23 protein-coding genes are annotated in these 26,494 nt (G+C 72.6%); 12 read left to right on the top strand and 11 right to left on the bottom strand.

The annotated features are described in order from the left end of the window. Position 1 precedes the first annotated feature (1 nt). Entirely contained in the window at positions 2–1,291 is a 1,290-nt protein-coding gene (locus ASE25_RS03825; RefSeq protein ID WP_082622669.1) for an adenylate cyclase, read from the bottom strand. Between the two features lie 37 nt (positions 1,292–1,328). Next, entirely contained in the window at positions 1,329–3,350 is a 2,022-nt protein-coding gene (locus tag ASE25_RS03820) for an NADPH-dependent 2,4-dienoyl-CoA reductase (protein ID WP_056822858.1), read from the bottom strand. Positions 3,351–3,426: 76 nt separating this feature from the next. Here ASE25_RS03820 and ASE25_RS03815 point away from each other — a divergent pair, with 76 nt between their 5' ends. Both ASE25_RS03815 and ASE25_RS03810 read left to right on the top strand, forming a co-directional pair. Next, entirely contained in the window at positions 3,427–4,875 is a 1,449-nt protein-coding gene (locus ASE25_RS03815; RefSeq protein WP_056775479.1) for an NAD(P)/FAD-dependent oxidoreductase, read from the top strand. A 51-nt stretch (positions 4,876–4,926) separates the two neighbouring features. Beyond that, positions 4,927–5,220: a DUF3072 domain-containing protein gene (locus tag ASE25_RS03810; RefSeq protein ID WP_056775477.1), complete on the top strand. Its 294-nt coding sequence runs from the start codon at positions 4,927–4,929 to the stop codon at positions 5,218–5,220. Positions 5,221–5,235: 15 nt separating this feature from the next. Here ASE25_RS03810 and ASE25_RS03805 read toward each other — a convergent pair whose 3' ends face one another. Further along, on the bottom strand, positions 5,236–6,501 hold the full coding sequence (locus tag ASE25_RS03805; RefSeq protein WP_056775474.1) for a DUF4921 family protein: 1,266 nt from the start codon (positions 6,499–6,501) through the stop codon (positions 5,236–5,238). A 39-nt stretch (positions 6,502–6,540) separates the two neighbouring features. On the opposite strand from ASE25_RS03805, the gene ASE25_RS03800 reads away from it, so the two are divergent. After that, positions 6,541–8,868, top strand: a complete 2,328-nt coding sequence (locus ASE25_RS03800; RefSeq protein WP_056822855.1) for a glycoside hydrolase family 3 N-terminal domain-containing protein — start codon at positions 6,541–6,543, stop codon at positions 8,866–8,868. On the opposite strand, the gene ASE25_RS03795 is transcribed toward ASE25_RS03800, so the two are convergent. Continuing rightward, a complete protein-coding gene (locus ASE25_RS03795; RefSeq protein WP_056822853.1) occupies positions 8,816–9,265 on the bottom strand; it encodes a nitroreductase/quinone reductase family protein in 450 nt (149 codons plus the stop codon). The two genes, ASE25_RS03800 and ASE25_RS03795, sit on opposite strands and share 53 nt — an antisense overlap. 96 nt (positions 9,266–9,361) lie before the next feature. Here ASE25_RS03795 and ASE25_RS03790 point away from each other — a divergent pair, with 96 nt between their 5' ends. From ASE25_RS03790 to ASE25_RS03770, 5 genes are all read left to right on the top strand, one after another. Then, positions 9,362–10,333 (top strand): NADPH:quinone oxidoreductase family protein, encoded by a 972-nt coding sequence (locus ASE25_RS03790; RefSeq protein WP_056822850.1) that lies wholly within the window; start codon positions 9,362–9,364, stop codon positions 10,331–10,333. 10 nt (positions 10,334–10,343) lie between these two features. Further along, on the top strand, positions 10,344–11,162 hold the full coding sequence (locus ASE25_RS03785) for an SDR family NAD(P)-dependent oxidoreductase (RefSeq protein ID WP_056822849.1): 819 nt from the start codon (positions 10,344–10,346) through the stop codon (positions 11,160–11,162). A gap of 67 nt (positions 11,163–11,229) precedes the next feature. Next, positions 11,230–12,318, top strand: a complete 1,089-nt coding sequence (locus ASE25_RS03780; protein WP_056822846.1) for a sensor histidine kinase — start codon at positions 11,230–11,232, stop codon at positions 12,316–12,318. Beyond that, on the top strand, positions 12,315–12,980 hold the full coding sequence (locus ASE25_RS03775; protein ID WP_056822843.1) for a response regulator transcription factor: 666 nt from the start codon (positions 12,315–12,317) through the stop codon (positions 12,978–12,980). Before ASE25_RS03780 ends, ASE25_RS03775 begins: the two co-directional genes overlap by 4 nt. Before the next feature lie 79 nt (positions 12,981–13,059). Beyond that, entirely contained in the window at positions 13,060–14,244 is a 1,185-nt protein-coding gene (locus tag ASE25_RS03770) for a hypothetical protein (protein WP_157623304.1), read from the top strand. Positions 14,245–14,308: 64 nt separating this feature from the next. Here the strand turns inward: ASE25_RS03770 and ASE25_RS03765 are convergent, their stop codons facing one another. Then, on the bottom strand, positions 14,309–14,779 hold the full coding sequence (locus tag ASE25_RS03765) for a hypothetical protein (protein ID WP_056822840.1): 471 nt from the start codon (positions 14,777–14,779) through the stop codon (positions 14,309–14,311). After that, a complete protein-coding gene (locus ASE25_RS03760; RefSeq protein ID WP_056822837.1) occupies positions 14,776–15,258 on the bottom strand; it encodes a thioesterase family protein in 483 nt (160 codons plus the stop codon). Before ASE25_RS03760 ends, ASE25_RS03765 begins: the two co-directional genes overlap by 4 nt. A gap of 67 nt (positions 15,259–15,325) precedes the next feature. Between ASE25_RS03760 and ASE25_RS03755 the strand changes: the two genes are divergently transcribed. The 4 genes from ASE25_RS03755 to ASE25_RS03740 all read left to right on the top strand — a co-directional run bounded on the left by ASE25_RS03755 (position 15,326) and on the right by ASE25_RS03740 (position 20,545). Then, positions 15,326–18,739, top strand: a complete 3,414-nt coding sequence (locus tag ASE25_RS03755; RefSeq protein WP_056822834.1) for a DEAD/DEAH box helicase — start codon at positions 15,326–15,328, stop codon at positions 18,737–18,739. A gap of 118 nt (positions 18,740–18,857) precedes the next feature. Then, on the top strand, positions 18,858–19,304 hold the full coding sequence (locus tag ASE25_RS03750; RefSeq protein WP_056775446.1) for a hypothetical protein: 447 nt from the start codon (positions 18,858–18,860) through the stop codon (positions 19,302–19,304). Beyond that, positions 19,301–19,771, top strand: a complete 471-nt coding sequence (locus ASE25_RS03745; protein WP_056822832.1) for a heme-degrading domain-containing protein — start codon at positions 19,301–19,303, stop codon at positions 19,769–19,771. Before ASE25_RS03750 ends, ASE25_RS03745 begins: the two co-directional genes overlap by 4 nt. Positions 19,772–19,924: 153 nt before the next feature. Further along, positions 19,925–20,545 (top strand): superoxide dismutase, encoded by a 621-nt coding sequence (locus ASE25_RS03740; RefSeq protein WP_235508525.1) that lies wholly within the window; start codon positions 19,925–19,927, stop codon positions 20,543–20,545. A 71-nt stretch (positions 20,546–20,616) separates the two neighbouring features. Here the strand turns inward: ASE25_RS03740 and ASE25_RS03735 are convergent, their stop codons facing one another. Genes ASE25_RS03735 through ASE25_RS03715 form a run of 5 tightly spaced genes read right to left on the bottom strand, consistent with a single transcriptional unit; the run spans position 20,617 to position 26,492 of the window. Then, positions 20,617–22,056, bottom strand: a complete 1,440-nt coding sequence (locus ASE25_RS03735) for an aminotransferase class V-fold PLP-dependent enzyme (protein WP_056822829.1) — start codon at positions 22,054–22,056, stop codon at positions 20,617–20,619. Next, on the bottom strand, positions 22,053–23,381 hold the full coding sequence (locus ASE25_RS03730; protein WP_056775434.1) for an MFS transporter: 1,329 nt from the start codon (positions 23,379–23,381) through the stop codon (positions 22,053–22,055). Before ASE25_RS03730 ends, ASE25_RS03735 begins: the two co-directional genes overlap by 4 nt. Positions 23,382–23,407: 26 nt before the next feature. Further along, on the bottom strand, positions 23,408–24,592 hold the full coding sequence (gene galK / locus ASE25_RS03725) for a galactokinase (RefSeq protein WP_056822827.1): 1,185 nt from the start codon (positions 24,590–24,592) through the stop codon (positions 23,408–23,410). After that, positions 24,589–25,716 (bottom strand): galactose-1-phosphate uridylyltransferase, encoded by a 1,128-nt coding sequence (gene galT / locus ASE25_RS03720; protein WP_056822824.1) that lies wholly within the window; start codon positions 25,714–25,716, stop codon positions 24,589–24,591. Before galT ends, galK begins: the two co-directional genes overlap by 4 nt. After that, the gene (locus ASE25_RS03715) at positions 25,716–26,492 is read right to left on the bottom strand and encodes a DeoR/GlpR family DNA-binding transcription regulator (RefSeq protein WP_082619668.1); all 777 of its coding nucleotides are present in this window, start codon (positions 26,490–26,492) and stop codon (positions 25,716–25,718) included. Before ASE25_RS03715 ends, galT begins: the two co-directional genes overlap by 1 nt. Between the last annotated feature and the right edge of the window lie 2 nt (positions 26,493–26,494).

The following is a 26,494-nucleotide window of genomic DNA, read 5'->3' as shown; positions in this document are numbered from 1 at the left end:
GTCACGCGGTCACGCCTCCCGCGGCGTCGAGCAGGTAGGTGCTCATCGGGCCCTTGCTCTTGACGAGGATCGTCCCGCGAGGGCGGAGCGTGAACTCGGGCCCGAGTGCAGCGGCGACGCGGTCGGTCACGTGGATCTGCCCCGGCAGCCCGTGGGACTCCATCCGGCTCGCCGTGTTGACGGTGTCGCCCCAGAGGTCGTAGATGAACTTCCGCCGCCCGATGACCCCTGCGACGGCGGGTCCCGTGTCGACGCCGATGCGCACGGCGAGCCACTCACACCCCGGTTCACGCGCGATCGACGCGATCTCCTCGCGCATCGCGAGCGCCACCCGGGCCACCGCCTGCACGTGGTCGGGCCGCCGCTCCGGCAGACCGCCCGCGACCATGTAGGCGTCGCCGATGGTCTTGATCTTCTCGACCTGCTGCGCGTCGGCCTCGCGGTCGAAGGCCGAGAAGATGCGGTCGAGGAGCGCGACGAGCTCGTCGGCGGGCATGACCTGGGTCCGCTCGGTGAAGCCGACGAGGTCGGCGAAGAGCACGGTGACGGCCTCGTAGTGCTCCGCGATCGTGCCGGGGCCGCGCTTGAGACGTTCGGCGATGGGGGCCGGCAACACGTTGAGCAGCAGGCGCTCCGACCTCGCCTGCTCGGCCTCGAGGGCGATGCGGGCCCGCTCGCGCTGCTCGACGAAGTAGCCGAGCATCGCGAAGGCGCTGACGGTCACCCCCATGACGTTGAGCACGAAGAAGGTGACGACGAAACCGGTCGGCAGGGCCGCCGGCTGCGCCGATAGCCGGGGGTCGAGCAGGGCCAGCGTCACGAGCGCGACGAAGAAGGCCAGGAGCCAGCCGACCGAGCGCCGCACCCCGAGCAGCGCCAGCGCGGCGAGCGGCACGAAGATCGCCCACAGGACCATCCCGCTCGAGGCGATGAAGCCGCCGAGCGACGCCTGGAGCAGGCACGGGAGGACGAGGAAGGCCACGAGCTGCGTCGTGCGGAACACGGCGAACCTGCCGGTGCGCGAGAGGACGAGCAGCCCCACCACGGTGATCACCTGGTAGGCAGCCGGGATCGCGGCCGACAGCGGGTGGCCGTACGCGAGGTAGGTGCCGACCCAGATGAAGGAGATGAGGGCGATGAGCACCGACGCGAAGATCAGCATGCCCTGGCGCAGACGCTCGTCCTGGGACCGGTCGGGCCGGGCGCCGATCTCGGCGAGGCGCTCGACGATGCGGACGACGGCCCCGCTGAGGCCGGTCCGGGGAAGGGTGAGCACGTCGGATGCGCCCATGCCGCGATGGTACGGCCGAGGACACGCCTCCCGCGGCCTAGATCGTCGCGGCGAGCTCGGTGCCCTGGCGGATGGCGCGCTTGGCGTCGAGCTCTGCCGCGACGTCGGCGCCGCCGATGACGTGCACCTTCACACCGGCGGTGGCGAGCGCGGGACCGAGCGTGTTCACGGACTCCTGGCCGGTGCAGAGCACGATCGTGTCGACGGCGAGGACCTGCGGGTCGGAGTGGTCCTCGCCGTGGGTGATGTGGAGCCCCTCGTCGTCGATGCGCTCGTAGTTGACGCCGACGTGGTGGTGGACTCCCTTGGCCTTCAAGGCCGCCCGGTGCACCCAACCGGTCGTCTTGCCGAGGCCCCTCCCGATGGAGGTGGCCTTGCGCTGGAGCAGGTGCACCTCCCGCGGCGAGGGTGACGGGTGCGCCTCGACGAGGCCGCCACGGGAGGCGTCGGGCTCGCCGACGCCCCACTCGGCCATCCACTGCTCGATCGTCATCGGCGACTCGACGTGGGTGAGGAACTCGCTGACGTCGACGCCGATGCCGCCCGCGCCCATGACGGCCACGCGCTGACCCAGCGGTGCCTCGCCGCGGACGGCGGCGGCATACGTCACGACCGTCGGGTGGTCGACGCCCGGGACGTCGGGCACGCGGGGCTCCACCCCGGTGGCGACGACGACCTCGTCGAAGTCGGTGAGGTCCTCGACGTCGGCGCGGCGACCGAGGTGGACCTTGACGCCGCCGAGCTCGAGTCGCCTCCGGTAGTAGCGGATCGTCTCGGCGAACTCCTCCTTGCCGGGGATCCGCATGGCGATGGCGAACTGGCCGCCGAGGTCGTCGGCCGCCTCGAAGAGCTCGACCCGGTGGCCGCGCTCGGTCAGCGCGACCGCGGTCGCGAGCCCGGCAGGACCTGCGCCGACGACGGCGACGTGCTTGCTGCGGCGGCTCGGGGCGAGCACGAGGGTCGTCTCACGGACGGCGCGCGGGTTGACGAGGCACGTCGCCGTCTTCTTGGCGAAGGTGTGGTCGAGGCAGGCCTGGTTGCAGGCGATGCAGGTGTTGATCTCGTCGGCCCGGTCGCCCGCCGCCTTGGCCACCCAGTCGGGGTCGGCGAGGAACGGGCGCGCCATCGAGACGAGGTCGGCGCTGCCGTCGGCGATGACCCGCTCGGCGAGGTCGGGCATCGAGATGCGGTTGGACGTGACGACGGGAACGGTGACCTCGGGGCGCAGCTTCGCGGTGACGCGGGTGAAGGCGCCGCGCGGCACCGACGTGACGATCGTGGGGACGCGGGCCTCGTGCCAGCCGATGCCGGTGTTGATGATCGTCGCGCCGGCCGCCTCGACCTCGTGGGCCAGTGCGACCACCTCGTCCCACGACTGCCCGTCGGGCACGAGGTCGAGCATCGAGAGGCGGTAGACGATGACGAAGTCGGGGCCGGCCGCCTCGCGCACGGCGCGGACGGCCTCGACGGGCAGGCGGCGCCGGTTCTCCGGCGAGCCGCCCCACGCGTCGGTGCGCTGGTTGGTGCGCGGCGCGAGGAACTGGTTGAGCAGGTAGCCCTCCGAGCCCATGATCTCGACGCCGTCATAGCCGGCCTCGCGGGCCAGGCGGGCGCAGCGGGCGTACGCGTCGACGGTGCGGCGGATGCCGCGCGGGGTCAGCGCGCGGGGCGAGAAGGGGGAGATCGGCGACTTGAGCGCCGACGCCGACACGGCGAGCGGGTGGTAGGCGTAGCGGCCGGCGTGCAGGATCTGGAGGGCGATCGTGCCGCCCTCGCGGTGCACGGCGTTCGTGATGACCCGGTGGCGCCGGGCCTGCCGGCTCGTGACGAGGACGGAGCCACCCGGGTAGAGGGCGCCGGCGAGGTTGGGCGCGAAGCCGCCCGTGACGATGAGGCCGACGCCGCCGCGGGCGCGCTCGGCGTAGTAGGCCGCGAGGCGGTCGAAGTCCTTGGCGCGGTCCTCGAGGCCGGTGTGCATCGAACCCATGACCACGCGGTTGCGCAGCGTGGTGAAGCCGAGGTCGAGGGGTTCGAGCAGGTGGGGGTATGCCGTCGTCACCCGCCCGAGGGTAGCCGCTGGTTACCGTCCGGTAGCCGATCGCGCGGCCTGCGTCACAGTGGGTGAGAATGGCCAGGTGAGCGATCTCGAGCACCTGGACGTCCTCGTCGTCGGAGCCGGCCTGTCCGGCATCGGCGCCGGCTACCGCCTGTCGACGATGAGCCCGACGCGCTCGTGGGCGATCCTCGAGGCCCGGGACTCGCTCGGTGGCACGTGGGACCTCTTCCGCTACCCGGGCGTCCGGTCCGACTCGGACATGATGACGCTCGGCTTCCCGTTCGAGCCGTGGACCGACCCCGACGCCATCGCCGACGGGCCGAAGATCCTCGACTACCTGCGCCGGACGGCGGAGAAGCACGGGATCGCGGAGCGGATCCGTCTGGGCCACAGGGTCGTCGCGGCCGACTGGTCGAGCGAGGACGCGCGCTGGACGGTCACGGTCGAGCGCAGGGGCGGCGAGCGCGAGCAGCTGACCTGCGGATTCCTCTACCTCTGCAGCGGCTACTACGACTACGACCGGCCCCACGACCCGCAGCTGCCCGGCCTCGCCTCGTTCGAGGGCGACGTCGTGCACCCGCAGTTCTGGCCGGACGACCTCGACGTCTCCGGGCGCACGGTCGTCGTCATCGGGTCAGGCGCCACGGCGGTGACGCTCGTGCCCTCGCTCGCCGAGGCCGGTGCCGACGTGACGATGCTCCAACGGACGCCGACGTGGATCGCGTCCCTGCCCCGCCGCGACCGGTCCCGCGACGTGCTCCAGCGGGTGCTCCCGACGAAGGCCGCGGGGACGGCTGCTCGCTACAAGAACGTCCTCGGGACCATGGGCGTCTACGAGCTGAGCCGTCGGCGCCCTGCCGTGATGAGGTCGTTGCTGTCCAAGGGTGCGGCCAAGTCGCTCGGCTCGACCGACCTCGTCAGCGACCACTTCACGCCGACCTACGACCCGTGGGACCAGCGCCTCTGCGTCGTCCCGGACGGTGACCTCTTCGAGGCCGTCCGCAGTGGACGCGCCCACGTCGTCACCGACACGATCGAGACCTTCGTGCCACACGGCATACGGCTGCACTCGGGACGCGAGCTCGACGCCGACGTCGTCGTGACGGCGACGGGGCTGCGGATCAAGATCGCCGGCGGCATCGCGATCACCGTCGACGGGCAGGCCCGCCCCACAGGGGATCTCACGGTGTATCGCGGCCTGATGTTCGCCGACGTGCCCAACCTCGCCGTCTGCGTCGGGTACGTCAATGCGTCGTGGACGCTGCGGGCCGACCTCGCGAGCCGTTACGTGTGCCGGCTGCTCAACCACATGGAGCACCACGCCTGGCGGAGCGCGACGCCGCGGGCACCCGAGGGGATGGACGGACAGCCGCTGCTGCCGCTCGCGTCGGGCTACGTGCAGCGGGCGGCCGACGACCTGCCCCAGCAGGGCGACGGCGCGCCGTGGCTGATGCGCCAGAACTACCTGCTCGACCGACGCGACATGCTGGGCAGCGACGTCACCGAGGCGATGTCCTTTGCCCGCTGAGCGCGTGTCGAGGGTTGTGTCTGGCAGCGGCCGACCGGGTACGGACTCCCCATGAGCGAATCGAACACATCTTCGACCGACGACGTCATCGGCGCCACCACCCCCACGACTGCCGGAACCCCCGGCGACTCGACGGTCAAGGACCCCGAGGACTGGGTCACGGGCGACGAGGCCATGACCGGCGCCCAGCGCAGCTACCTCGAGACCCTGGCCCGTGAGGCCGGCGAGACGTTGCCCGGCGACCTCACCAAGGCCCAGGCGTCCGAGCACATCGACCGTCTCCAGTCCGTGACGGGCCGCGGAGTCACCGACGGGCGCACCGAGGGCCACGGCAGCGAGGTCTGACCCGAGCGGGCCGCTTCAGGGGATGTCGAGGCGGTCCGAGACGAGACCGTCCGCGGCGAGCAGCCGCAGCCGCGTGACGGTGCGCTCTCGCACTGCCCACGGGTCGATGGTGTTGACGTAGATCTTCGTGCCGCCCTCGAAGCCGGCCAGGGTCGACACCCGCCACTTGAGCACCACCCGGAGCGGCACGGGCAGGTCGAGCGACGGGGGGCCGTGGTGCCATTCCTCGTTGGTCGGCACGTCGGCGCCCGTCGCCGCGTGGCACGCGTGCACGAGGTCGGAGAAGTCGCGCACCTCGTCGTCCGAGAGCTCCCACGGCCGGCACGCCGTGTTCGACGTGTAGACGACGAGCGACGGGTACTGGTGGCCGATCCCGGCGAAGGCCATGGCCGTGGGGGTGCGCGCCACGACGAGACCCTGCGTCTCGGCGTACTGCGGCCCCCAGCGCGCGAAGAGGTCCGGCTCGGCCCGCACCCGCTCGGTCTCCCGCTCGAGGTCCACGCCCGGCTCGTCGATGGCGACGAGCTGCTTGTGCAGGTGGTCGAACGACGCGCCGGCCGGTCGCAGCCAGTTCTGGAACGCCGAGACGTAGCGGGCGTGCGGGTTGCTCCGGTAGAGGTCGCGGACCCCAGCGATCGTGAATCGCGTGTACTGCCAGTGCTCCTCGGGTGTGAGCGTGCCGGCGCCGGCATTCTGGGTGTCGTCCGTCGCGCCGTCGACGAAGTGCCGACGCGAGACGACGACCTGGTGGTTGCCGGCGAAGAGGCCGACGGCCTCGCGCTCGAGGTCGTCCTCGTCGAGCGGCTCGACCTCGGCACCAGCCGCACCGCGCGAGCGCATCCGGATGCGCGCCAGCGCGGTCACGTGTGCACGCCCTGCGGGCGTCGAGAGGTATGCCGCCCGGTGCGCGAGCGACTCGGGCGTCGGCTCGTAGCCGTGGGCGAGGTGCCAGTAGTCGTAGCTGAGGATCTCGAAGAGGTTCGGGAAGAGCCGCAGCTCCGGCACCGTGTCGTGGAGCTGCTCGGCGACGAGCCCGCGCACCTCGCGCCACGACGACCCGTCCCGGACGACCCGGGCGATCTCGGGAGTCGTCTCGATCATCCGGCCCCAGCAGAAGGCGCAGTGGCGCTCGTGCTCGGCCGGGTCGAGGGGCTTCGGGTCGGGCCGGGCGATGCCGAGAGGCCGGGCCGCGCGCCCCGGCAACGTCCACACCTTCGTGCCGGTGAAGGGGTTGACCTGCTTGATGGTCCCGTCGGGCAGTCGCGTCAGGGGCTCGATCACCCTGCCAGCCTAGGTCTGCCGGTCGGCTAGCGTCGGGACGTGCCCGACGATGCTGCCGCCGCTGCCCCCACCGACGCTCCCTACCGCGATCCGTCGCTCTCCGTGGAGGAGCGCCTCGACGACCTCATCGTTCGGATGACGCTGCCCGAGAAGGTCGGCCAGATGCTCCAGCTCGACGCGCGCGGTGACCTGACCGAGATCGTCCACACGAAGCTGGCCGGCTCGATCCTGCACACCTCCCCGGACTACCTGCCGCGCGCCATCGAGCTCGCGGCCCGGACGCGTCTGGGCATCCCGCTCCTCACCGCCGACGACTGCATCCACGGCCACTCCTTCTGGCCGGGTGCGACGATCTTCCCGACCCAGCTCGGGATGGCCTGCTCGTGGGACCCCGACCTCGTCGAGCAGGCGGCACGCGTCACGGCCGTCGAGGTGTCGGCGACCGGCATCCACTGGACCTTCTCGCCCGTCCTCTGCATCACCCGCGACCTGCGCTGGGGCCGGGTCGGCGAGACCTTCGGCGAGGACCCGTACCTCATCGGTGAGCTCGGCGCGGCCATGATCCGGGGCTACCAGGGCGACGGCCTCACCGACCCGACGGCCGTCCTCGCGTGCGCCAAGCACTTCGCCGGCTACTCCGAGACCCAGGGCGGCCGCGACGCGAGCGAGGCCGACCTCAGCCGTCGCAAGCTGACGTCGTGGTTCCTGCCGCCCTTCGAGCGAGCCGTGCAGGAGGGCTGCCGCACCTTCATGCTCGGCTACCAGGCGATCGACGGCGTCCCCGTGACGGCGAACGGCTGGCTCCTCGACGAGGTGCTCAAGGGGGAGTGGGGCTTCACCGGCACCCTCGTCACCGACTGGGACAACGTCGGTCGGATGGTCTGGGAGCAGAAGGTCTGCGCCGACGACGTCGAGGCCGCGACGGTCGCGGTCCGCGCCGGCAACGACCTCGTCATGACGACCCCGGCCTTCTTCGAGGCCGCCCAGGAGGCCGTCGCGCGCGGCCTGCTCGACGAGCGCGCCATCGACGAGGCCGCCCGCCGGGTGCTGCGCGTCAAGCTCGAGCTCGGGCTCTTCGAGAACCCGCGGCCGCCGGACGCCGAGCGCCAGCGCGTCGTCATCGGCTCCGCCGAGCACGCCGCCCTCAACCTCGACGTCGCCCGCCGCTCGCTCGTGCTCCTCACCAACGACGGCACGCTTCCGTATGCCGTCACGGACGTCCCGCGCACCGTGGCCGTCCTCGGGCCGAACGCCGACGACCCGCAGGCCAATCTCGGCGACTGGGCCGGCGCCTCCGGCCAGGTCGACTGGATGCCCGACGGTCACCCGCGCGAGACGGTCGAGACCGTGCTCGACGGCTTCCGCGCCGTCGTCCCGTCGACCTGGGCCGTCACCCGTGCTCGGGGCGCCGAGATCGAGACCCTCGTGCCCGACCCCGAGGGGCCGCTCTTCCCCGACGGCCAGCCCCGTCCGCCGGTCTCAGCACCCGCGCCCGTCGACCCGGCCCAGCTCGCCGAGGCGGTGGCTGCAGCACGCGCCGCCGACCTCGCCGTCGTCGTCCTGGGTGACACGATCGCCCTGACGGGAGAAGGCTGCTCGACGGCGACGCTCGACCTGCAGGGCGGTCAGGTCGCCCTGCTCGACGCCCTCGTCGACCAGCTCGACGGCACCGGCGTCCCCATCGTCGTCGTGCTGCTCCACTCCAAGCCCAACGTCCTGCCGCCCAGCGCGCTCCGGGCGGCCGCGGTCATCGAGGCCTTCAGCCCCGGCATGCGCGGCGGCCGTGCCGTAGCCGAGCTCGTCCTGGGCCACATCGAGCCCGCCGGACGCCTGCCCGTCTCGATCCCGCGGCACGTCGGGCAGCAGCCGACCTACTACAACCAGGTGCGCGGGCAGCACGGCCACCGCTACGCCGACCTCACCCAGGAGCCGCAGTTCGTCTTCGGGGAGGGCCTGACGTACACGACCGTCGAGTGGTCCGACCTGACCCTCGACGCCACCGAACTCTCGCCCGACGACGTCGTGGCCGCGGAGGTCACGCTCACCAACACGGGCGAGCGGACGGCCTACGAGGTCGTGCAGGCCTACGTCACCGACGTCGTCACGAGCGTCACGTGGGCAGCCAAGGAGCTCAAGGCGTTCCGCCGCGTCACCGTCCCGCCGGGTGAGTCGGTGACCACCCGCATCGAGGTCCCGGCCACAGCCTGCTCCATCGTCGACGCGGCCGGTCGACGCGTCGTCGAGCCGGGCGAGTTCGAGCTGCGCGTGGGACCGAGCTCGCGCGACACCGACCTGCTCAAGGCATCCTTCACGATCAGGGCGCCGCGGACGTCGGCGCTCGCGGGGTCAGCGCAGCCAACGGGATGACGCGCCCGGCGGCCTTGGCCTCGTAGCCGCCGAAGAACGGCGCGACCTCGAGCAGGCGACCCCACAAACGGTCGCGCTCCGCGCCGCGAGCGACCTCGACGTCCACCTCGATCCGCTCGTCGCCGACCTCGATGACGGCCGTGTCGGCGTGGCGGAGGTTGCGGAACCACTGCGGCTCCGCCGCCGCGCCGCCGGCGCTTCCGCAGACGACGTAGGCGCCGTCGTCGCGGAAGTAGCCGACCGGGCTGGTCCGCAGCGTGCCGGACGACCGACCGGCCACGGTGAGCAGGAGGACCGGCATCCCCCGGATGGAGCGGAGGAAGCCGACGTCGAAGCGACGGTAGAGCGCCACGTGCGCCGCGTTGGCCCCACGCATCATCCGGTTGGCCACGCCCATGGCCGCCTCCTGGGTCCCGCGGCACGCATCGGCCGACCCGTCCAGTGTGGCCCTGCGGGCGGCTAGGGTCGAGGTCCCCCGACGATGAGGAGCAGCATGCACGCGGCACGAGTCACGAGCCTCGACGGGCCGTCGTCCGTCACGGTCGGCGAGGTCGACGAGCCTGCCCTGACCGCCGGCCACGTCCTCGTCGACGTCCACGAGGCGGGGGTCAGCTTCCCCGACGTCCTCATGAGCCGCGGGCTCTACCAGATGCGCCCGGACCTGCCCTTCGTCCCCGGCGCCGAGTGTGCGGGCGTCGTGCGCGAGGTCGGCGAGGGCAGCGCCTTCCGCGTCGGCGACCGCGTCGCGGCCTTCCCGGTGCTCGGCGGCTTCGCCGAGACGGTCGCCGTGCCCGAGGCGATGGTCTTCCCGCTGCCCGATACCGTCTCGTTCGAGACCGGCGCCGCGCTGCCGATGAACTACCTCACCGTCCACTTCGCCCTGACCCGTCGCGGCCAGCTCGAGCGCGGCGAGACCGTGCTCGTCCACGGCGCCGCGGGCGGCATCGGCACCGCCGCCATCCAGCTGGCGCGCGCCATGGACGCCCGCGTCATCGCCGTCGTGTCGTCCGACGACAAGATCGGGACCGCCCGCTCGGCCGGCGCGCACCACGTCGTCCTCGCCGACGGCTTCCTCGCGGCCGCGAAGGAGCTCACCGACGGACGCGGCGTCGACGTCGTCGTCGACCCGGTGGGCGGCGACCGCTTCACCGACAGCCTCCGCAGCCTCGCGCCCGAGGGCCGCCTGCTCGTCATCGGCTTCACCGCCGGCCAGATCCCCGAGGTCAAGGTCAACCGGCTGCTCCTGAACAACATCAGCGTCGTCGGCGTCGGCTGGGGTGCCTTCTGGATGCCCGACCCGACCTACCTGCGCACCCAGTGGGACGCGATCCTCCCGCTCCTCGAGAGCGGCGCGCTCGCTCCGCCCATCGGCACGCGCCACCGGCTCGACGACGTCGCGGCGGCGCTCACGGAGATCGACGAGCGCCGCGCCCACGGCAAGGTGACCCTCACCGTCCGCCAGTAGGTTGGGGCGTATGCCGTCCCGCTCGCTCCGTGCCTCCGCTCCCACGTCCCCCCGCCGCGTCCTCGTGACCGGTGGTGCCTCAGGTCTCGGCCTCGCACTCGTCCGCGCCCTCGTCGCCCGCGGCGACCACGTGCTCGCGACCGACGTGCAGACCGACCGGCCCGATGCGCTCCCGGAGGCGGCGGCCTACCTCCCGCTCGACGTGCGCAGCGACGAGGCGTGGGCCGCGGCGCTCGCCCACGTGCGCGAGACGTGGGGCGGGCTCGACCTGCTCGTCAACAACGCCGGCGTCGCCGCGGGTGGCCGCATCGACGTCGCGACGATGGACGAGTGGCGCTGGATCGTCGACATCAACCTGCTCGGCGTCGTCCGCGGCTGCCGCACGTTCACCCCGCTCCTCAAGGAGCAGGGCAGCGGCCACATCGTCAACACCGCCTCGCTCGCCGGACTCGTCCACGCCCCCGGCATGTCGGCGTACAACACCGTCAAGGCCGGCGTCGTCGCCCTGAGCGAGACGCTCTCGCACGAGCTCGCGCCGCACGGCATCGACGTGTCGGTCGTGTGCCCGTCGTTCTTCCGGACGAACCTCGGCTCGTCGTTCCAGGGTGCCGACACCGAGATGGAGGAGGCCGGCAAGAAGATGGTCAGCGGCTCGAAGCGCACCGCCGACGAGATCGCCTCGATCGTCGTGCGCGGCATCGACGCCCACCGCGACGTCATCCTCACCGACCGTGACGGGCACGTCGCCTGGCGCGCCAAGCGCTTCGCCCGACCGGCCTACACCGCGGTCATGAAGCGCGCGGCGAAGCGGGTCGCCGCCGGCCGCTGAGCGGAAACGGTGGAGCCGGGGCCGGGCCGCGATTGACTCGCTCGGGGCCGGGCGCGACATTGGGACGGTGAACCGGGCCCTGTCGGCGCTGGCCGTAGCAGCGTTGCTGGTGATGCTGCTCGAGGCCGCTCCCAGCGGCTCGGTCATGCCGGCCGGTGCTCTCGGGGTGGTGTTCGTCGCCTGGTCGGTGGTCGGCTACCGCTGGGCGCTCAGTCGGGGGCGCGCGGCCGCAGTCGCCTACCTGACGGTAGCCCTGGCGCTCGGGTTCGTCGTCTTCAACGTGGCCGGCGCAGGGGTCGGCAGCACCTTGCTCCTGGTGGTGGTGGTCGTCCAGGCCGTCATGCTGCTACCGCTCGGATGGGCGGTCGTCGTCGCGGTGCTCGTCCCGTTCGTCCACGTGGGGATGCCCATGCCCGACGCGGTGCGCCAGGTGGTCAGCACCGGACTCGCGTGTGCCTTCGCCTTCGTCCTCGCAGCGCTGCACCTGCGTGAGCAACAGGCACGGTCGGAGCTCGCCGACGCCAACCGCCGGCTGCGTGAGCTCGGCGAACAGGCCGAGGAGCTGGCCACCATGCGTGAACGCACGCGCGTCGCGCGCGACATCCATGACGGGCTGGGGCACCATCTCACGGTGGTCGGCATGCAGGTGCAGGCCGCAAGGGCGGTGCTGAGCAGCGACCCGGCGAGGGCCGACGGGCTGCTCAGCCAGGCGGAGGACCAGGCGCGCCGCGCGTTGGTGTCGGTCCGCGAGTCGGTGGCCGCCCTGCGGGAGGCGAGGCCCGAGCAGTGGCTCTCCGCGCAGCTGGAGACCCTGGCTGCCGAGGGTGTGTCGTCCGGTCCGTCCACCTCCGTCGAGGTCCGAGGGCGCGAGCGCCGGCTCGACGACGAGGTCCAGGTGGCGCTCTTCCGCGCCGCTCAGGAGGGCCTCACCAACATCCGCAAGCACGCGAATGCCCACGCCGCCGTCATCCGGCTGACCTACCGCCCAGACGTGGTGAGCCTGGAGGTCCGCGACGACGGGCGTGGCCTCGACGGCACCGCCGGCGGGTTCGGCCTCGTCGGCATCCGTGAGCGCGTCGAGGATCTCGGCGGCTCCCTCAGTGTCGAGTCGGCACCGGGCAGCGGTGTGGCCGTCCGGGTCGAGATGCCGGGATGAGCCTCGATCGCCCGGTGCGGGTGCTTGTCGTCGATGACCAGACCTTGTTTCGTGAGGCCCTGACGACGCTCCTGGAGATGCGCGCAGAGGTCGAGGTCGTGGGCGCCGCGGAGGACGGGGTCGAGGCGCTGGAGCTCGTCGAGAGGCTCCGACCCGACGTCGTGCTCATGGACCTGCGGATGCCCGTGCTCGATGGCGTGGACACGACCCGGCGGCTGCGTGTCGAGCATCCCGAGGTTCGCGTGCTCGTGCTCACCACCTTCGACGGCGACGACGAGGTCTTTCCCGCCCTGCGTGCGGGTGCCGTCGGATACCTGCTCAAGGACGCCACCGCCCCGCGGCTGGTCGAGGCCGTGCTGGCGGCGGCCCGCGGCGAATCGGTTCTCCAGCCGTCAGTGGCCGCCAAGGTCCTGGCTCGGATGAGCCAGCTGCCCGAACTCCCGAGCGAGCCGCGTTCGCAGCCCCTCGTCGATCCGCTCACCCAGCGCGAGCTGGAGGTCCTACGGGCCGTCGCCGACGGGCTCAGCAACAGGGAGGCCGCCGAGCGTCTCTACCTGTCGGAGGGCACGGTCAAGAACCACGTCACCCACGTGCTGGCCAAGCTCGGCGTCCGCGACCGCACGCAAGCCGCGTTGAGGGCCCGCACGCTCGGCCTGCTGTGAAGGTCATGCCCCACGCGTGACCCGGTTCGTGACCTCTGGCACGTCCGGGATCGGCCCTCTGGGATCGACCATCGTCGGCATGACCACCTTCACGACCCTGTATGCGGACCGCTCGCCTCGCGCGGCCGTCCGCCGGCTCCTGCGCTCCCGGCCCGCCCGCTTCCTCGTCGCCTACCTCGAGATGACCCTCTCGATGGTCGTCGGCATGGGGCTGTTCGGTGCGATCTGGGACGGCGTCTGGCCCGGCCTGACCGGCCGGCCGGACGCCATGGCCCTCACCATGGCCTTCGACATGACCCTCGGCATGGCGTCCTGGATGTGGGTGCGACGGCACCCAGCACGCCACATCGTCGAGATGTCGGTTGTCATGGCTCTGCCTTTCCTCGTCCTGTTGTGCCCCTACTGGCTCGGCGTTCTTCCCGGCGATGCACTGCTCACGTGGGGTCACGTCGCGATGTTCGCCCTCATGGGCATCCTCATGGCATGGCGACCGCACACCTCCACCGTCACTCCAGCTCTGAATCCGAGAGCTCACTCGCCCATGTCGCGTCCTGCCCTCCTCTCCTCCGCACTGCTCGTCGGCGGCGCAGGTCTGGCAGTCGCCGGAGGCATCCTTCACCCGCACGACCAGCCTCCGAACTCCCATGCGGCCGTGTTCGCCGAGTACGCCCACAGCACCGACTGGGTATGGGTCCACGACCTGCAGTTCCTGTCGGCAGGCCTGGTGGTCGCAGGGTTCGTCATCCTGGGTCGCACCCTGAAGCGGGTGGGGGCGTCCCCGGCGCTCGTTCGGCTCGGCGATGCGGCCGCCGCCGCCACCGTGGCCCTCATCGCGATCAACATGGCTGTGGACGGCGTCGCCCTCAAGCACGCTGTCGACTCCTGGGCCGCCGCTCCACCGGAGGACCGGGCGTCCCGGTTCGCCGCCGCGGAGGCAGTCCGCTGGGTGGAGTGGGGTGTGAACTCGTTCTTCACCATCCTGCTCGGGGTCACTCTGCTGATGTCCGCTGCAGCGATGTTGCGCCTCGGGCACCTCGGCAGTCGTGTCCGACTGGCCGGTGTCACCGGAACGCTGGGAGGCGTCCTCCTCGTCGTCAACGGCGTGGCCGTGGGCGCGCACGGCTTCGAGCCGAGCCCCGTGCCCCTCGTCGCCACCGGCCTCTACATCGTCATGGCGTTCGGCATCCCTTCCCTGGACCGAGCCGTCGTCGGGACGGCTCCGACCGAACTGTCCTCCGGCCAGGGCCAGCTCGCCGCGAGGTGATCTCTGGGCCGCAGCCGAACCACGTGCTTGCGCTGGTTCGGCTGCGCAGGCGCCGGCTCCGGGGTCACGGACGCGGCGCTCGCCGGATGTCGACGTCGGCGGGCGTGACGGCACCCAGCACCTGCGCGAGGCTCGCGCGGAGCAGCTCCGCCGCCTCGGCTGCGCGGTCGAACGCCCGGCTGAACTCCGGCTCGTCGCCGTCGCGCGTCCATCCGAGCCCCACCAGTGCCTCCTGCGCCTCGCGCGTCAGGTCGGTCAGGCCCTCGAACTCCGTGTCGCCGATGCACTCGAGCGCGAGCACGCCCTCGAGCCGCCGCGCCTGGACGAAGACGTCAGGCACCCGCGCCCGAGGAGCCGGCCTCGCGCCGCCGCGGCGCCACGATCGGGGAGCCCGCTCGGCGGCATACGTGCTCGACGCCCGTGACGCCACGTGGACGGTGAAGGTCAGCCAGTCGTCGTCGGTGAGCGCGGCGAGGTCGGCGGCGACGCGGGAGGTCCACGACTCCCACGTCTCATCGAGGGGGCCGTCGCTCATGCGGGGCTGCCCTCGTGCGACACCACCGCCGTCTCCATCAGGGCGCGGAGGTGGTCGGGGATGGGGGTCGGGCGGCGGGTCGCGGCGTCGATCTCGACGTGCACCCAGCCTCCCAGGGCCTTGATCGAGGGGTCGGCGACGGCGCTGCGCTCCGGGTCGACGAAGAGGCCGAGCTCGTAGGTGACGCTGCTGCGCCCCAGCCGGACGACGCGGACGCCCACGACGAGCGGCGCCGGGAACGCCACCTCGGCGTAGAAGGCGCACGACGACTCGGCCACGACGCCCTGGGTCGCGTCGGTCATCGGGTCGACCGTCACGTGTTCGGCCTGCCACCCGTTGATCGCCGAGTCGAACAGCTCGTAGTAGACGGCGTTGTTGAGGTGGCCGTACATGTCGTTGTCGCTCCACCGGGTCGTGACGGGACGGTGGACCGGGAAGTCGGCGAGCGTCAGCTCGCGGGGGTCGGGCGTGCTGGGCATGCGCCCATCCTGCCCGACCCTGTGGACGATGCCCGGCGGTGTCGGCGGGCGAACGTACAGTGCTCGGGTGGTGTGGAGCGTGGGGCGGGCGACGTGGGTGGGTGATGTCACCGACCCCGACATCGCCCAGCAGGTCGGCACGCGTACCTTCGAGCGCGGGCAGGCGTATGCCGCCGAGCGCCGGGTGCGCTCGCTCGCCACGCGCCCCGACGGGCTCATGCTGCTCGGCACGATCGAGGGCAGCGGCCACGAGACCTACCAGACCTTCATCGAGGCCCGGCCGCACCCGAAGGGGCGCTCGCACCTCTGGAGCGGCACGTGCAGCTGCCCGGTCCGCAGCGACTGCAAGCACGTCGTGGCGCTCATGCTCACGGCGCGCGACGTCGCTCAGGGCAAGGTCGTCGAGCCGCGGCCACTGGCCGAGGGCGAGGGCGTCGTCGAGCCGGCCGCAGCCGAGCCGGTGCCGCTCGTCGTGCCGCCGCACTGGTCCGACGTCTTCGGTCACGTCCGGCCGCGCGCCGTCGAGCCGTCCCCGGTCGCCGAGCGGCCCGAGCCCCGGGGCGACCTCATGCCGGCCGGCCTCTTCGTCGACACCGTCTACCGCGACCAGCGGGGGCGGAGAGGGGTGCCCGAGCTCAGCTACGGCCTCCGACCGACCCGCTGGACCCGCGCCGGCACGTGGCACCGCACCCTCTCGTGGCACGACGCGCTGCCCCAGTGGCGCGCCGGCATCCGCTTCCTGCCCGAGCACGAGCGCATCATGGGGCGCCTGCACGACGTCGCCCGGCACGGCTCGGGCGGCACGACGTACTTCTCCGCGACACCGCCGCTCTCGCTCGACGCGAGCCCCGAGGTCTGGCCGCTGCTGCGCGAGGCCCGCGCGGCCGGCATCGAGGTGCTGCCCGGCGAGGGCGTCACCGGTCCGGTCCACGTCGCCGACGACGCGGCCACGCTCGTGCTCCTCGTCAAACGGGCCCCCGACGGCAGCGGTGACCTCGACCTCGACGTCGACATCGAGGGGATGCCGGCCGGCGCCACCGGCGAGCGGCTCTACCTCGGTGACCCGGTGCACGCCGTCGCCGTCGAGGGTGACGACGACTCGCTGACCTTCGTGCCCCTCGACCAGGACCTCGACCTCGGTCCCGACGCCCTCGCCTCGGCGCTCGCCGGCCTGCGGGTGCCGGCCGACGAGCGGGGCCGCTTCCTGCGCTCCGTCGTCCCGGGCCTGCGCCAGCGGCTGCGGGTCCGCTCCGAGGTGCCCCTGCCGGCGCCCGAGCTGCCCGAGGACGTCCAGCCGGAGGTCGTCACCGTGCACGTCCGCGTCGTCAGCGACGTCCCCGGCGAGCTGCGCCTCGACCTGAGCCACGCCTACGACGGCACGCCGCGGCCCTTCACGACGGCGCGCTTCGGCACCGTCGGTGGCCGCGACCGGGACGCCGAGGCCGCCGCGGTGCAGGCCGCGACGTCGCTCCGCTCGGTCCCCGGCGCACTGCGTGCCGACCTCGGCGGTCACGCCTACCTCGTGCCGCGCGTCGTCCTCACCGGCCTGGCGGCCGCGCGGTTCGCCGTCGACACGCTGCCCCTGCTCGAGGCCGACGAGCACGTCACTGTCGAGGTCGACGGCGACGTCCCGGCCTACGAGGAGGTCACGTCGGCCCCCGTCGTCCGGCTGGGCACCGGCGAGCGGCGCGAGCAGGCGGAGCCCGGCGACTGGTTCGACCTGCGGGTCTCCGTCGAGGTCGACGGTGAGGACGTGCCCTTCGAGCCGCTCTTCGGTGCGCTCGCGCGTGGCGACGAGATCATGCTCCTCGAGTCCGGCGCGTTCTTCCGGCTCGACCGGCCCGAGCTGCACCGGCTGCGCGACCTCATCGAGGAGGCCCGCGACATCGCCGACCCCGAGACCGGCGGACTGCGCCTCAGCGCCCACCACGCCGACCTCTGGGACGAGCTCGTCGCCCTCGGCGTCGTCGACGAGCAGAGCGCGCGCTGGGCGGCCAACGTCGAGGCGCTCGGCTCCCTCGAGTCCGGCCCGCTCGCCGAGGTGCCACCCGACCTCCGGGCGACCCTGCGTCCCTACCAGCTCGACGGCTACCGCTGGCTCGCGCGTCTCTGGGACGCCCGCATCGGCGGCATCCTCGCCGACGACATGGGACTCGGCAAGACGCTCCAGGTCATCGCGGCCCTCGTGCGCGCGCACGACCGCGGCGAGCTCGGCGACGCCGGTCCGGAGGGGCGTGGGCCGGTGCTCGTCGTCGCGCCGACGAGCGTCGTCGGCACGTGGATGGGCGAGCTCGAGACCTTCGCGCCGCACCTTGCGGCGGTCGCCGTCACGGCCACCGAGCGCAAGCGCGGGGTCACCCTCGCCGAGACCGTCGTGGGCGCCGAGGTCGTCATCACGTCGTATGCCGTCCTGCGCCTCGACGACGCCGCCTTCCACGGCGTGCGGTGGGGTGGGGTCGTGCTCGACGAGGCCCAGTTCGTCAAGAACCGCCAGGCCAAGACCCACGTCGCGGTCCGCCGGCTCGGGGCGCCCTTCACCGTCGCCGTCACGGGCACGCCGCTCGAGAACTCCCTCATGGACCTCTGGTCGCTGCTCTCCCTGACGGCCCCCGGGCTCTACCCGCGACCCGACGTCTTCACGAAGAGCTATCGCAAGCCCATCGAGTCCGGCGAGCGCCCGGAGCTGCTCGACCTGCTCCGCCGCCGGATCCGGCCCCTGATGCTGCGTCGCACCAAGGAGCAGGTCGCGATCGACCTGCCGCCCAAGCAGATCCAGGTCATGGCGCTCGATCCGCACCCGGTCCACCGGCACATCTACGACCAGCACCTCCAACGCGAACGCCAGCGCGTCCTGGGCCTGCTCGGCGACCCCGAGTCCAACCGTGTCGCGATCCTCGCCGCGCTGACCCGGCTGCGCCAGCTCGCGCTCGACCCGGTCCTCGTCGACGAGGTCCACGCCGGCAAGGCGACGGCCGCCAAGATCGAGTTCCTCGTCGACCAGCTGCGCGAGCTCGCCGCCGAGGGCCACCGCGCCCTCGTCTTCAGCCAGTTCACCGGCTTCCTGCGCCGCGTCGAGGCCGCGCTGACGCGCGCGGGGCTCGCGACGGCATACCTCGACGGGTCGACGACCGACCGGCAGGCGGTCGTCCGGGGCTTCCGCGAGGGCGATGCCGTCGCGTTCCTCATCAGCCTCAAGGCCGGCGGTTTCGGGCTCACGCTGACCGAGGCCGACTACGTCTACGTCCTCGACCCGTGGTGGAACCCGGCCGCCGAGGCGCAGGCGATCGACCGCGCCCACCGCATCGGGCAGAGCCGTCCCGTCACCGTCTACCGGCTCGTGTCGGCCGGCACCATCGAGGAGAAGGTCGTCGCCCTCCAGGAGCGCAAGCGTGACCTCTTCCAGCGCGTCGTCGACGAAGGCGGCTCGCTCTCGGGCGCCATCACGGCCGACGACGTGCGCGACCTGCTCGGACTCGCCTGACTCGAAGCGTGATTCGCATCCGGCCCCACGTCCGGGGATGAAGCCCTAGCGTGGAGGTGAGCCGCTTCGGATGGCGGCGCGTGCACGGCTCTGACAACTCACCCCTCGGAGGACTCACATGAGCACCGTCACCCCCACCACCAGCACCACGTCCAATCGACTCGGCTCCGTCGCCGTCATCGGGACGATCGTCATCGTCATCGGCGTCATCATGGTCCTGGCCGGCGGATTCACCTGGTACCAGGTGCAGTCCCAGCTCGCCAGCGAGAAGATCACCGTCTCGGAGGACGCGGCGAGGTTCGCCGGGCAGCCCGTGAACTCGCCGTGGACCGCGTACTCGGAGGCCGAGACCATCGAGAAGCACGCCCTCGCGGCGAGCGGCGGCAAGACGTACGCCGAGCTGCCCAAGGACGACCCGAACCGTCAGGTCGTCATGACCGGCTCGTTCCTGCGCGCCTCGCTCTTCACGTCGGTCCTGGCCTTCGGCGTCGCGTTCATGGCGTTCGGCGTCGGCATCGTCCTCGTCCTCGTCGGCATCGCGTTCCGGCGGGTGGCGCGCGCGTGACCGACCAGCCGACGCTGGAGCAGCTGGCGGACCAGGAGGCGCGGCTCGTCTTCGACCGCTTCGACGACGACACGGCCTGGGCGCTGGGCGTCGCGCTGCGTGACGCCGCGCGGGCCGCGCGCGCCCCGGTCGCGATCTCGATCCGTCGCAACGGGCAGCGCCTCTTCCACGCCGCGCTGCCCGGGGCGACGGCCGACAACGACGGCTGGCTCGAGCGCAAGAGCGCCGTCGTCGACCGCTACGGTCATTCGTCCCTCTACGTCGGCGAGGAGCTCCGTTCCGCCGGCAAGACGTTCGAGGACAGCTCACGCCTCGACCCGGGATCGTATGCCGCCCACGGTGGCGCCTTCCCCGTCATCGTCCGTGGGGTCGGCTGCGTCGGCACCATCGCCGTCTCGGGCCTGCCTCAGCGGGAGGACCACCGGCTCGTCGTCGAGACCCTCGAGGCCTTCCTCGACCATCCCTGAGCCGTAACGGTTTGACCTCAAGTGGGGTTGACGTCGGAGGGTGGGTCAAGTGGGTACGTGACCCACAGCCCGTGCTCACGGACACCCTGTCGACGCCGATCCGGTGCGGCATAGAGTGGTCGGAGCCGGATGGTCTCCAGAAAGGAACGACAAGTGGCTTACACGCTTCCCGAGCTCGACTACGACTACGCCGCCCTCGAGCCCCACATCAGCGCTCGCATCATGGAGCTGCACCACAGCAAGCACCACAAGGCCTACGTCGACGGCGCCAACGCTGCCGTCGCCAAGCTGGAGGAGCTGCGCGAGTCGGGTGACTACGCCTCCGTCAACGGTGTGGAGAAGAACCTCGCCTTCCACCTCGGTGGTCACACCAACCATTCCGTGTTCTGGAAGAACATGAGCCCCGACGGCGGTGGCCAGCCCGAGGGTGAGGTCGCCGCGGCGATCACCGAGTACTTCGGCGGCTTCGAGAAGTTCCAGGCGCACTTCAACGCCAACGCCAACGCGATCCAGGGCTCCGGCTGGTCGATCCTCGCGTGGGACACCATCGCCGAGCGGCCGCACATCATGCAGCTGTTCGACCAGCAGGGCAACATCCCTGTGGGCCAGATCCCGCTGCTCCAGCTCGACATGTGGGAGCACGCCTTCTACCTGCAGTACGAGAACGTCAAGGCCGACTACGTCAAGGCCTGGTGGAACCTCGTGAACTGGGAGGACGTCGCCGCACGCCTCGAGCGCGCCAAGGCCACCAAGGGACTCATCATCCCCGGCTGAGCGACATCGACACGACGAGGGCGGGCACCGCGAGGTGCCCGCCCTTTCGCGTACCCGGTCGCCGCCGTCGGTCAGGCCGGTGGGGTCGGGCGGGCGAGTCGGTCGACGACACCGAGGAGCAGCACCTCGCGCACGGCCGGCGGCAGCTCGTCGAGCAGGGCGTTGACCGGGGCCATCCGCTCGGGCAGCACGAGCCCCCCGTCGCCCCCGGCCAGCCCGGCCGCGGCGAGCAGTCCGGTGAACGTCGCCTCGTCGAGGGTGGTCGGGTCGAGGGCCGAGGCCATCGCGACGAGCTCGGCCGGGGCCGTGGCCCGCCCGGAGACGCGGGCCGCCGCCGTCGCGTCGGCGAGGTCGGTGGCGATGAGGTCGGACGACGCAGCCGTCGCCGCGCTGAACGTGAGGTGCAGGGTGGCCGGGAGGTCGCGGAAGCGCATCTGCGGCTGGACGAACCACCCGCGGTCCAGCATCTCGTCGCTGATCGTGAAGACGTCGCACGAGCCGTCGGCGACGAGGGAGAGCAGCGTCGAGTCCGGGGGAGCCGCCACCGACAGACCGGGTATGCCGTCCACCGCGGCCGCCAGGTCGAGAGCGGCCGTGCGCGCGTCCCGGGCGAGCGACGTGTAGCGCTCGGCGCCGATGTGGTGCACGACGGCCCACGCGGCGGCCACCGGACCGCCGGACTTCGTCGACTGCGCCGTCGTGTTGAGCATCGTGTAGCCCGGCCAGCGGGCCGACGCGAAGAGGTGCGTCCGGCGCAGGTCGGCCGAGGCGTGGAGCAGCACCGACACGCCCTTGGGGGTGTAGGCGTACTTGTGCAGGTCGAGCGACAGGCTCGTCACGCCCGGGGCGGCGAACGTCCACGGAGGCTGCCCGGGCTCGGAGTCGCGCAGGTGGGGCAGCACCCAGCCGCCGATGCACGCGTCGACGTGGCAGCGCACCCCGGCGGCCGCGGCGGCTGCGGCGATCGGCGCGACGGGGTCGATGACGCCGTGCGCGTAGGACGGGGCCGAGGCGACGACGAGGACGGTCCGGTCGTCGATGGCGGCGGCCATGGCCTCGGGGCCGGCGCGCTTCGTCACGGGATCGACGTCGACGAGGACCGGCTCGACCCGCAGCCAGTGCGCGGCCTTGTGGAAGGCCGCGTGTGCCGTCGTCGGGAGGATCATCCTGGGAGCCACGATCTCGGGCCGCGCGTCACGGGCGGCCAGGACGGCGAGCAGGATCGACTCGGTGCCGCCCGACGTGACGGCACCCGCGAATCCCGCTGGGGCATCGACGAGCCGACCCGCGATGCCGACGAGGTCGTTCTCCATCTGGAGCAGGGACGGGAAGGCCGTGGGGTCGAGCCCGTTCGTGGACGCGAATGCCGCGAGGGCCTCCCGACCGATGGCGTCGGCCGAGGCCAGGCCGGAGTCGTAGACGTAGGCGAGGGTGCGCCCGCCATGGGTCGGCAGGTCCCGGGCGCGCATCGCCGTCAGCGCCTCACGGATCTCGTCGTGGTCCATCGTCATGGTGCGTCCTTTCGGGTCGACGGGAAGGCGCGCAGAGAGAAGAACGAGAGCGCGACGAGGGCGGCGGGCACGAGCGAGAAGCCGAGCGCGATCGCTGTCAGGGCCGAGTCCGACTGTGGCACGGTCGATCCCGTCGAGGAGACGTAGCCGCCGAGAGCCAGCACGGCGGCATACGTGGCCGGCCCGAGCGAGAGGCCCAGCGTCTCTCCCGCGGTCCACACGCCGGTGTAGAGCCCGACACGGGTGCGCGCCTCGTCCGTGCGGCTCGCGACGTCGGCGAGCATCGCGAGCGGGAACATCTGCGCCCCCGCGTAGCCGACGCCGACGACGGCGACGCAGGCGTAGACGACACCGTCGGGCAGCGAACGCACGAGCACCAGGGCGAGCGCGCCACCTCCGAGGAGGAGGGACGCGACGAGATAGCCGACCTTCTTGTCGCGAGCCGTGCCGAAGCGCTGCCACAGCGGCGTGACGACGAGGGCCGGGGCGACGAAGCAGACGAAGAGCAACGTCGCCGACAGCGGGGTCCCGATGACCCAGCGGGACACGTAGTCGACCCCCGCGAGCATCGCGCCGGTCGCGAGAGCCTGGAGCACGAAGGTGGTCAGCAGCAGCCGGAACGGCCGGTCGGAGCGGATGATCCGCAGCTGGTCACCGAAGGTGGCGCTCGTCGCGACGCCGGTCCGGACCGGCGCCGACCGGGTGCCCCGCCACGCACCGTAGGCCCCGAGGGCGATGAGGGCGGCGACGAAGAACCCGACGACGCGGTAGCCCCAGACGGGCCCGAACGCGTCACGGATGGCCGGTGACGCGCCGCCGCTGACGAGGATCGCGAGGGCGAGGATCGCGACCCGCCACGTCATGAGCCGGGTGCGCTCGTCGTAGTCGTCGGTGATCTCGGCCGGCATCGCGACGTAGGGCACCTGGAAGAAGCTGTAGGCCGTCGCGCAGGCGAGGTACGCGACGGCCACCCAGCCGGCGGCGAGCCACTGCGGCGCGGTCGGCCCGAGGAAGAGGAGCGCGAAGGCTGCCGCGAGAAGCAGTCCGGCGCGGATGAGGAAGGGTCGCCTCCTCCCGTCCGGGTGCGTCGACCGGTCGCTGATGCGGCCCGCGATCGGGTTGAGCACGACGTCCCACGCCTTGGGCGCGAAGACGATGACGCCGGCAGCCGCGGCCGGCACGCCGAGCCGGTCGGTGAGGTAGGGCAGCAGGAGCAGGCCGGGCACCGTGCCGAACGACCCCGTGGCGACCGACCCGAGGCCGTAGCCCCGGCGCACGGCAGCGGGAAGGGTCGTGCCGGGGGCGGGCGGCGTCGCCGAGGTCATGGACGCACCCTAGTGAGCGCGGGGGGTCAGCGGTCGCGGTCGGCCGGACCGGACGCGGTCACCGTGAACGACACCGGGGCCGTGAAGCCCTCCGCCTCGAAGGTGGCCGCGATGGCGTCGGCCACCGCCTCGGCGTCGACGGCCCGGACGATCGCGATGCACGAGCCGCCGAAGCCACCTCCGGTCATCCGCGCGCCCAGGGCGCCGTGCGAGCGAGCCGTCGCCGTCGCGACGTCGAGCTCCTCGCAGGAGACCTCGTAGTCGTCGCGCAGCGAGGCGTGCGAGGCGTCGAAGAGCCGGCCGACCTCGTCGAGGTCACCCGCCTCGAGCGCCGTCACCGCGAGCGTCACGCGCTCGATCTCGGTGACGACGTGGCGCACCCGGCGCCGCACCTCGTCGGAGCCGAGCTGACCGAGCGCGGCGTCGAGCCCGGCGGGATCGATCTCGCGGAGCGTCTCGACGCCGAGGTCGCGGGCGGCCGCCTCGCACGCGTCACGTCGGGCGGCGTACTGGCCGTCCACGAGGGCGTGCTCGGCTCTCGTGTCGGTGACGAGCAGGACGTAGCCGGCGGCGTCGAGGTCGAAGGGCACCTGCCGCGTCTCGCCGGACCGGCAGTCGAGCAGCAGGGCTGCGGCGTCGTCGCAGAGCAGCGAGGCCGACTGGTCCATGCCGCCCGTCGGGGCCCCGGAGATGACGTTCTCGGCCTCGACGCAGCGCGCGGCCAGCCGGGCCCGCCCCTCGGGCGAGGCGAGCAGGTCGAGGTCGAAGAGGTCGCTCGCGGCCGCGGCGACGGCGCACTCGAGGGCGGCCGAGCTCGACAGTCCGGCGCCGAGCGGCACGGTGGAGTCGACGAGCACGTCCAGGCCGTCGACGGCCAGGCCGTCACGGCGCAGGGCCCAGAGGACTCCCGCGACGTAGGAGGCCCAGCCGCCCGGCCGCTCCGGCGAGATGTCGTCGAGGGCCACCTCGACGACGCCGTCCTGCTGGACGGACGCCATCCGGAGGACACCGTCGTCGCGACGGGACGCGGCGGCATACGTCCGCTGCGGCAGCGCGATCGGCAGGCACAGGCCACCGTTGTAGTCGGTGTGCTCGCCGATGAGGTTGACCCGGCCCGGCGCCGACCACACGCCCGCCGGGGCGCTGCCGAACGTGCGCGCGAAGGCGTCCGAGACCGACTCGACGACCTCGTCGGGGGTGCGGTCGCTCACCGGGCGACCTCGCGCAGACGGGCAGCCGCCTTCTCGGGGGCGACGTCGTTGACCCAGCCGCCGACCCCGGACTCGGATCCGGCGAGGTACTTCAGGCGCCCCGGGCCGCGCAGGACCGACATGACCTGCAGGTGCAGCCGCGAGACGTCACGCCCGGTCTTCGCCGGGGCCTGCTGCCACGCCGCGATGTAGGGCAGCTTGACGGGTGACCCGTCCGCGTCGACGTAGTAGCGGTCGAGGCGCCCGAGCAGGTCGCGGTAGACGACGGCCAGCTCGTCGCGCTCGTCGTCGTCGAGGGCGGCGAGGTCGGGCACGTCGCGGTGCGGGGCGAGGTGCACCTCGACCGGCCAACGTGCCGCGAAGGGGACGTATGCCGTCCAGTGCGTCCCCGACACGACGACCCGCGAGCCGTCGGCCCGCTCGGCGGCGAGGATGTCGGCGCCGAGGAGCCGACCGGTGCGCTCGTGGTGGCGTCGCGCGGCCTCGAGCAGGGCCTTGGTGCGGTCGGGCAGGTACGGGTAGGCGTAGATCTGGCCGTGCGGGTGCGGGAGCGTCACGCCGATCTCGCGGCCGCGGTTCTCGAAGGCGAAGACGTGCTCGACCTCGGGCAGGGCGCCGAGGGCCTCGGTGCGCTGGGCCCACGTGTCGATGACGGTGCGCACCCGCTCGACGGGGAGGTCCGTGAACGACGACTCGTGGTTGCTCGTGAAGCACACGACCTCGCAGCGCCCGACGGCCGGGCGGGTGCCGAAGATCCCCCTCGGGTCGGGGACGTCGGCGCCGACGGAGGTGACGGCATACGACGGGAAGCGGTTCTCGAAGACGACGACCTGGTAGTCGCGCTCGGGGATCTCCGACGGCACCGACCCGTGGCCGGCGGGGCAGAGCGGGCACTCGTCCTTGGGCGGCATGAACGTGCGGTGCTGGCGGTGCGCGGCGACGGCGACCCAGTCGTCGACGAGCGCGTCATGGCGCAGCTCGCCCGACTGCACGCGCGGCTCGACGGGCCGCGGGTCCTCGGCCGTGCGCTCGGCCGTGCCCGGCTCGTCGACGTAGATGATCTCGCGCCCGTCGGCGAGGTGCCTCGTCGTGAAACGGGCTGCCGTCCGGCTGTCGGTGGGCATCAGGCCTCCACGATCTCGAGGGAGCCGACGCTCTCGCGGGCGGCCTCGCGGGCCCGCTCGGGGAAGGCGGCGTCGGTGACGAACAGGTCGACGTCGGCGAGGTCGGCGAAGGTGCTGAGGCCCACGGTGCCCCACTTGGACGAGTCGGCGAGGAGGCAGACGTGGCGCGCCGAGGCGACGAGCGCGCGGTTCGTCTCGGACTCGACGAGGTTGGGCGTCGTGAGGCCCGTGCGACCGTCGACGCCGTGCGCGCCGAGGAAGAGCAGGTCGACGTGCAGCGAGCGCAGGGCCGACACGGCGACCGGGCCGACGAGGGCGTCGGACGGGGTGCGGACGCCGCCGGTCAGCACGACCGTCTGGCCGGGCGCCCCGGACTCGTGGAGCAGCTGGGCCACCGGGACCGAGTTGGTGACGACGGTCAGCTGCGGGATGTCCTTGACGGCGCGGGCCAGCTCGTAGGTCGTCGTCCCCGCGGAGATGCCGATGGCGCTGCCCGCCTCGACCCGCTGTGCGGCGGCCCGGGCGATGGCCTGCTTCTGGGCGAGCTGGAGCAGCGACTTGGCGGAGAAGCCGGGCTCCTCGCTGCTCCGGGTGCCGCCGAGGGCCAGGGCGCCGCCGTGCACGCGCTCGAGCAGCCCGTCGGTCGAGAGGCGCTCGATGTCGCGGCGGATCGTCATGTCGGAGACGCCGAGCCGCTCGACGAGGTCCGAGACCTTGACGGCCCCGGACTCCTCGACGAGCTCGAGGATGACGGAGCGCCGCTGGCTGGCGAGCATCG

Source organism: Terrabacter sp. Root85, assembly GCF_001429185.1.
In the GTDB taxonomy this organism is placed as follows: Bacteria; Actinomycetota; Actinomycetes; order Actinomycetales; family Dermatophilaceae; genus Terrabacter.
This window is presented reverse-complemented; position numbering and strand designations above follow the sequence as displayed.